Raw genomic sequence first — 7,501 nt, 5'->3', positions numbered from 1 at the left:
GGAAAATTTAAAAAACAAGAGCTTTCTAAAACCAATTCGATTGTTCTTGCAAATGAATAAAAAATAAAAATGTCTGTGAGTTTTTTTCTTTGGAATATTTTATTTCATTATAAAAAAATTGCCCGGCTTAATTATTAAACCGGGCAATCAATTATTAAAATAATTTCGCCATTTAAAAATCAAGTCCCATACTAAAATAATAAATTGGCTTACCTCTAAAGAAACCGTTCATCGGCCAGCCCGCATCAAACTTTAAGAAATAGCCAAGTAAAGTACTCCTGGCGCCAAACCCATATCCGCCGAGGAAAGGTCCTACACCCGGCGCTTTAATACTAACGGTAACTGTTGGGTCGCTTGGATTGGCATAAGTTATATCAGGCCTGGCCAGTTTATTATAAGCCCCATTCCATGCTGATCCCAGGTCAATAAATTGCGTTAATTGAAAATTCCTTACGAATGCGTTATTTATAGGTTTACTGAACAGCGTCGTAAAAACAGGTAACCTAAATTCACTATTTATTACAACGTTATTGTTTCCGTTGGCAGCATTCTGAATGAAGCCTCTAAGGTTTACCGCAAGAGATTGAAATGCATAATTAGCATCAGCAGCTGGTTTATTTGCCGGATTAAAATATCGATAAGTACCATTACTTTTTTGGTTGTCGCTAAACATAAACCAATTATCGATGCCACCGAGATAATAAACAAGCTTTTGATTGCCCCAGCTAAAATCACCTGCAACCCTACTTGCCCAAATAAAATTGCGATAAATGGGATAGTAACCTCTCGCATCGAAGCCGAAATTAAAAGTGTTGCGGCCTTCAAAAGCTGCCGGTTTACTTATTTCGGTATTCCAGTCTATATAAGCTTTATAACGTATGCCATTCCAAATGTTTTGCGCGGGGTTTAATGTGTTATCGTATACATACTCCAGGTGCATTAAACCATAAGTTTTCGAAATATCACGTGCAGTTAAAGACACATTATCGAACGAACTCACAACGCCACGGTCTTTTCTAACGCCAGCGCTTAAACGAATACTCTTTGTGGCGTCAAGCGGGTAGCTGGCATTCCCCTGGTAGAGATTGGAAAATATTTTTCCGGGATAGCTATAGCTGGAAGAATCAACTCCAAAATTAAGCGCCTGGACACTCCTGTAATACGTGAGCCCCCAATCAACTCTTCTTCTAAGGTTATTAAATTGAAGTAGCCAGTCATTATCTTTTAAATTCGTGGAGAGCCTGAATCCGCCTGATATCTTTATATCTTCCATTATATCAGCAGTGCCCATGCGCAAGGTACCGTCAAGCCCGCTATTCGACGTGAGTGTTATGGGTCCTGCGCCCCCTTCAAATATTTGATATCTTGTTCCTAAAACATCATTATTAAAGCCCGCAACCACATAATCAGTGGCAAACTTCAGCGGTTTATAAGCATATAGTTTTGCCTCTGATAATACCGTTGGTTCGTTGATAACTTCGCCATTAAAATTCCTGGCAGTATCTTTCTTTTCATCCTTAAATTCATTTTGAAAGACATCCTGTTTTTGTGAAGTATCAATACTGGGTTTGATAACTTCCGCACCTCTTGAAATCTTATCCATTTCCATCAGGTGTTTCATATAAGCGGTAGGAGTAGCGCTTACATTTCTTCTTCGTAAAGCGTTCTCGTCAATCTTAAGCTTATATAGAATTTTATCGTCACTCTGTCTTGTTACTTCGCTCACCTGGTGATTCTCTCCGGCTTCCCTTGTTTCGAGAAGACTACTTTCATAATTCGTCAATGGAAATACGTAGGCAGAATCTTTCGAAACAGAAACGATCGCTACGGAATCAATATCTTTCTTTTTATACACCTTTAACAACGAGTCTACTTCGTTCTCAGATGGGTTTCGAAGAATGTCATCGCCGATTAGTACAAGTGTATCCAGCCCCTCCTTTTCGGTACTGAAGAGCCCCGCATACCTGTTGCCAACACCGTTTAGATCGCTGACAAATGTGAAATGAACATTGCTGTACTGGGTAGGATATCTTGCATCGCCAAACTTTAAATTGGTGAGTTGGGTTATTTGATTAAGCTCCGGTCGGTTGGTTGTAAAGTCGGTTATTAGAAAGATATTGAACCGGTTATTTAGTAATGAAGTATCAGAACCTTTTGTGCCGGCGGCTGGCCTGTTACTTGAAAATATAATTCCTGTTTTATTTGGAAAAGAAACAAATGACGGATCAAGATCATCGTAAACGTCATTGGTTATCGGTCTCACTTTGTCATTTTCAATGTCGTAAGAATATATATCTGAATGTCCGTTTTTAACAGCGCTGAAAAGCAATGTCTGGCTGTTAATCATATACTTCATATCCTGTACCTGGTCAAAGCGATCCGTAAGGTCCCGCTTGTAAGGTTTTATTTTTGTAAGAACATCATAAACAAAAAGTTTAATGTGACCTTCTTCTTCATATAATACGGAAAGCCTTGTGCCTTTTGGGTCCCAGGCCATCATTGGATAATTAGGGTTGATTTCATCTACCTTACTTACCGAGCCAAATTTCAATAATGTTTTATCCACATCATCTTCATTAAGTAACAACCGGTACTTTCCTTTTTTATATTGAACAACGGCAAAAGAGCCGTTACGTTTATTCGGATTTACATTAAAATGAAAATAATCTATTCTTTTTCCTACAGTAAAGTCTGTAATCTCACTTCCCTTCGGATAGTTTTTGCGGCGTGAAATATCATTATCGTATTTGTCTTGTTCATAGGTCATAAAATCAGAAAGTACTTCTTTGAACTTTCTTTTTTTAGTAACTGTCTGGGACGCCCGGTTCAAACTTTTATAAACACGGGCCAGGTACAATAGATAGGTGGTGTTTTCCCTCTTATATTTTTCTTCTATGTAATACCAAAATGCATGGCCGGCAAGTAAAGGTTTTTCAAAAGCCAACTGGTAAAAGTTTTTATAATTACCACTCTCGATCTCATTTTTTAATTCGTCATCAAGTTGGGTGCTCCAGTTTTGGCCTGCATAGGCTACATAACCGTCGATAAGCCATTGGGGCAAATCAAGAAGCGCTGCGTTGCCGGCAACTTCACCGAGATCATCGCCAAACAGAAGATTTTCAGTAAGCACTTTTGCAATGCCCTCCCTAATTTGCCGGCGTAAGTCTGCATGATTGCTATTAAAATAAACAACCATTTTATTGTTAACTAATTTGGTAGTTCCGCCGGTATTTTGCCAGTCGATGCCAAGCCCAATATTACTTTGTTGCAAATCTCCAAAGCTGTTGTAAATAACAATATTGGCCCTGCGTTGCAAACTATACTCCACAAATTTTTCCATAGCCGGCAGTTCCTCTTCAGCTACCTGGGCCACATATTTTGCGAGTTCCTGCCCGTCCTGATTAAAATATGAATTGAAATTCTTGGTTTGATAATATTGCCATTTGAATTTTTTAAATTGAACCCGGTTTTTGCCAAATTGAACGCTACTTACCTGCGCATTTGCCATTGATGCTAAAAAGAAAAAAAATGATAGAAGAAGAAAAATTTTTTTGTCAAATTGATTCTTGTGATCTTGCATGTACTGTAGGTTATAATTGCCTAAAATTAAACGTTTCAGGTTAATCAGGAAAATGAAATTACCTCTATTTTATATATGCCATGTTCCTTATCAAAGTTTTAACTTTTAATGCAGTCCAGGAAAATACGTACGTTCTTTATAATGAGGCCCATGAATGTATCATCATTGATCCCGGCTGCTATTCCGAAGAAGAAAAGGACGTATTACAATCGTTTATAAATAACAATGGGTTGCGTCCTGCAATGTTGCTTAATACTCATTGCCACCTCGATCATGTATTTGGCAATAAATTTATTGCGGAAGCCTACCGCTTAACACTTCAGATTCATAAAAATGAAGAGTCTATATTGCAGATGGCTCCGGCATCAGGATTAATGTTCAATTTACCGTTTGATAATTACCAGGGGGAACTGTTTTTTTTAAAAGAGGGCGATATTATTTCATTAGGCGAAGATTCTTTACAGGTTATTGAAGCGCCAGGTCATTCTCCGGGAAGTATTTGCTTTTATTGCGAAAAGCAAAAATTTGTTATAGGAGGCGACGTTTTATTTTATCAAAGCATTGGGCGCACTGACTTGCCTGGCGGGAGTCATGAAAGTCTCATTAAAAATATTAAGGAAAAATTATTCGCATTGCCGCCGGATGTGAAAGTGTACCCGGGTCATGGCCCGGCAACCACAATAGGAGAGGAAATAAAGTACAACCCATATTTGGTATAAGACCGGGAAAGTAAATTATGAGTCTCAATAATTATTTTCTCTCCATAACCAATTCAATCAAAACTCCGTTAGTATCTTTTGGATGAAGAAAACAAACCAACTTATTATCGGCTCCTTCTTTGGGTTTTTCTGTTATCAACGTAAATCCTTCCTTCACCAGGCGTTTCATTTCTTCTTCTATGTTGTCCACCTCAAAAGCAATGTGGTGCATGCCTTCGCCCTTTTTTTCTATAAATTTATTAATGACGCCTCCCGGCGCATTAGCTTCCAATAACTCAATTTTACTTTCTCCCTTAATAAAAAAGGCGGTATTAACCTGTTCACTTTCTACAGCTTCTGTTTTATAGCAGCGCGTATTAAGTAACTTTTCAAAAAGAGGAATAGAAACAGAAAGACTTCTAACGGCAATGCCTATATGCTCGATTTTTTTCATGAGACAATTTTCTAAAAAATAATATTTAATGACGATGGCGCTAAGGCTCAAAGTAAGCAAAGAATTAGCGATTTGATATTGATGTTATAAAATTTTTAGTTTGCAAACGAAGGTTCAGAGGGAAACTGCTTTGCGGACACTTCGTTTTCAAGCTAAGAGTAATAACCCGCCAGTTTGGTTATGTTGAGGAATTTTCACTACCCGGTTTAACAGGGAATTATTGGTTGCCAGATATTTCGCTGGCATTAGACGATAGGTCAATTAATAAAAACGAAAACACCCAAATACACATATACTTTATTTACTGTGTTTTTAACTCTAAAAATAAATTTCCAGGAATTATAAAATATTAAGATTTGTGTGGTTTTATAATTTGATACTTTCCACTCAAATGCATCAGGCCAAACAAATACAACAAACCATCGTAATAGGGATCAAAGTAGCTGTCGTCATAAGGTTGTAGTTTGGCATCCCACAATGCACGGACAAATTCGAAGTTGTCTTTATTGATTATTTCTGTGGTTGCGGCGGTTGCCACTAAACCAAGTGAATGTCGTAACTTTTTAAAGCCACCCGCTGGTAAAATTTGATTTGGGGTCGATCCGTCAATATTAAACTGGTCGTCAAATGTGTGGATGCCTTTTGATTTAAGAAAATTTTGAAAGCGTTTTGCATAATCCTGCTGCCATTTTTTATCTTTTCCAAACCAGTTATAATCCATTGCAATGTTCATCGGCACACGCCATGAATCATAACGAAAGGCGGCTGGCATCCACCTTGTTTGACGTGGCACTCCGTCAAAATCGGTAATATCTGCGTTTAATGCTGTTGATGAACTGCAGGCACGATGTAAAAAAGCCCGGGCAGTATCAGCACAATCTTTATAAAATTGTTCGTGACCATCTTTGGTATATAATGCCCATACTTCAAAGAATGCAGGCAACTGGTAAGATGGGTCGGTGAAATGATAATTACTGGCTTCCGGCGTGAATGTAATTTGTTTATGTGCTGTATTGATGATATTATAAATGCTATCAGTACCATCTTTCTTCCACAAATTGTCCAAGATATAACGGGCTTCTTTGTAGTAATCAATCCCCGCGTTATTTCCCCAGCGATTAGATGCAAATAAAAGATCTGTTATAAAATAAAGTTCCCCGTCTGAAGCAGTGCCTTCTGAATTTCTCTTCATCGTGGCAGGATTAATGCTCCAGGCAAAATAACCTTTTCGGGGGCCGTCCTGGTGTTGTAAATATTTCTTTGACCATCTCCAGATTCTGTCGAACATTTCTTTTTTATTTAATTGAACAGCAATCATCATTCCATACGAAAGACCTTCTGTTCTCGCATCATGATTTTTTATGTCAGACACATACGCCATTGAATCACCCACTTCAAAATATATCTTGTGCGGGCCTTCAAACAAATCATAATAAGCTTTATCAACTTTTGCATCAATATCTTTCTGCTTATAACCTGCTTCCAGGAAAAGGTTCGGATACATGCCTGAATAATACGCTGAGGAATTTGAGTTATTTGTGTTTTGAGCAACTATGATTTCCTTAACTGTTATAACTAGTAACAGCGCCAGCAAATATTTTTTCATATTGATTATTTTATAAACAAGATTAATATTGAATCAACACGGGTTATTGCTAATTCTTTTGTTGATAATTTTTAATATACTTCGCCACATCAATCATCGGTGCTATCCAAATATCTTTTTGATTTTGTTGAAGAAAATGCAGCAACGCACTATGCGCCTCGAGTGAAACATTCAGAGAATGTTCGCCACCAACTCCATGAAAAAGAAAAACCAGTAATGTGTGAGTTTCCATTGCCTGCTTTACAAGATCAATTAATTGATCACCTGTTTGTCCATTGATGCCATAGCAATCGATGTTGTGTAAATCAACTTTATCTATTGTTTGCATCGCAGGCGCTACACCTCTTGCTGCAATGAATTCATTTTTTAGTCCGTCCAGGTAAACCGTATCGTGAATTTTCATATCGCCACATGGATATGCAAATGTCCGCTCTTCTTTTCCATCAATTGCTTTTAAAATATTGTCCATTGTTTGTATTTCTTTCACCATGCGGGCGACTGTGTAATTATTCATATCGCTTTCCGGCTTTACAAATTCTCTTCCCGGCCTTCCTCCTTCGCACGGATGCCATACAGTATGATTGCCTAATTCATGGCCTTCTGCTGCGGCTTTTCTCCATTTAAAGATTTGATCTTTCAATCCGTTAAAATAATCAGAGATATAGAAAGTTCCTTTCAGACCAACCGAATCCAATGCAGGTATAACATTGTTGAGATCAACGTTTAAGCCATCATCATAGGTTAGCACTACAGCGCATGACTTACCATTCCACGTTGTATTAGTTTGTGCATCTGAAAAGAAGTGCAACATCAGTAAGCATGGTATAAAACAAAATATTTTTTTCATCTTTTAATTGTTGATTGAATTTTTATTGCGATTTTTTTTCGTAGCCCAACATCTTATTTGCCCATGGGATAAAATATTTAAAATTTGGTGCATCAGTATGGCCGCCGTCGTGCTGGCGCCAGGCAAGTTGTCCATCCAATAGACCAACATTAACAGGTGGCATATATTCCTTCATATAATCATTTGATACGCCTAAATCTTTTGCGCCTAAAAGTTTGTACGCCGAGCCCGCGGCAATAATGGCTTTATAACTCCCCCGGTGATCCAGCCAGTTTGCATCGCCTTTTTCAGGAACACCATAACTTAGAAACATGGG

General features: G+C 38.0%; 6 protein-coding genes. 1 reads left to right on the top strand and 5 read right to left on the bottom strand.

The genetic code is table 11. From position 1 onward, the window contains the following. Positions 1–172 precede the first annotated feature (172 nt). Positions 173–3,580 carry a hypothetical protein gene (locus tag ACO1O5_RS08795; RefSeq protein ID WP_486269474.1) on the bottom strand — a complete coding sequence of 1,136 codons (3,408 nt, stop codon included), beginning with the start codon at positions 3,578–3,580 and terminating at the stop codon, positions 173–175. Between the two features lie 80 nt (positions 3,581–3,660). Between ACO1O5_RS08795 and ACO1O5_RS08790 the strand changes: the two genes are divergently transcribed. Continuing rightward, entirely contained in the window at positions 3,661–4,299 is a 639-nt protein-coding gene (locus ACO1O5_RS08790) for an MBL fold metallo-hydrolase (protein ID WP_486269473.1), read from the top strand. A 31-nt stretch (positions 4,300–4,330) separates the two neighbouring features. Here the strand turns inward: ACO1O5_RS08790 and mce are convergent, their stop codons facing one another. The 4 genes from mce to ACO1O5_RS08770 all read right to left on the bottom strand — a co-directional run. Further along, on the bottom strand, positions 4,331–4,732 hold the full coding sequence (gene mce / locus ACO1O5_RS08785; RefSeq protein ID WP_486269472.1) for a methylmalonyl-CoA epimerase: 402 nt from the start codon (positions 4,730–4,732) through the stop codon (positions 4,331–4,333). A 349-nt stretch (positions 4,733–5,081) separates the two neighbouring features. Continuing rightward, a complete protein-coding gene (locus tag ACO1O5_RS08780) occupies positions 5,082–6,338 on the bottom strand; it encodes a family 8 glycosyl hydrolase (RefSeq protein WP_486269471.1) in 1,257 nt (418 codons plus the stop codon). A 49-nt stretch (positions 6,339–6,387) separates the two neighbouring features. Next, positions 6,388–7,185, bottom strand: coding sequence for a polysaccharide deacetylase family protein (locus ACO1O5_RS08775; protein WP_486269470.1), 798 nt, complete (start codon positions 7,183–7,185; stop codon positions 6,388–6,390). Between the two features lie 22 nt (positions 7,186–7,207). Continuing rightward, the coding region (locus ACO1O5_RS08770; protein ID WP_486269469.1) for a hypothetical protein at positions 7,208–7,501 on the bottom strand (294 nt) is incomplete at its 5' end.

Source organism: Ginsengibacter sp., assembly GCF_057362405.1.
The sequence above is the reverse complement of the archived record's forward strand: the minus strand, read 5'-3'. Positions and strand labels throughout refer to the sequence as shown.

Excerpts from the sequence above, each read along its gene's own strand:
- ACO1O5_RS08795 (WP_486269474.1), bottom strand. The coding sequence starts at position 3,580 with ATGCAAGATCACAAGAATCAATTTGACAAAAAAATTTTTCTTCTTCTA.
- ACO1O5_RS08790 (WP_486269473.1), top strand. The coding sequence starts at position 3,661 with ATGTTCCTTATCAAAGTTTTAACTTTTAATGCAGTCCAGGAAAATACG.
- mce (WP_486269472.1), bottom strand. The coding sequence starts at position 4,732 with ATGAAAAAAATCGAGCATATAGGCATTGCCGTTAGAAGTCTTTCTGTT.
- ACO1O5_RS08775 (WP_486269470.1), bottom strand. The coding sequence starts at position 7,185 with ATGAAAAAAATATTTTGTTTTATACCATGCTTACTGATGTTGCACTTC.
- ACO1O5_RS08780 (WP_486269471.1), bottom strand. The coding sequence starts at position 6,338 with ATGAAAAAATATTTGCTGGCGCTGTTACTAGTTATAACAGTTAAGGAA.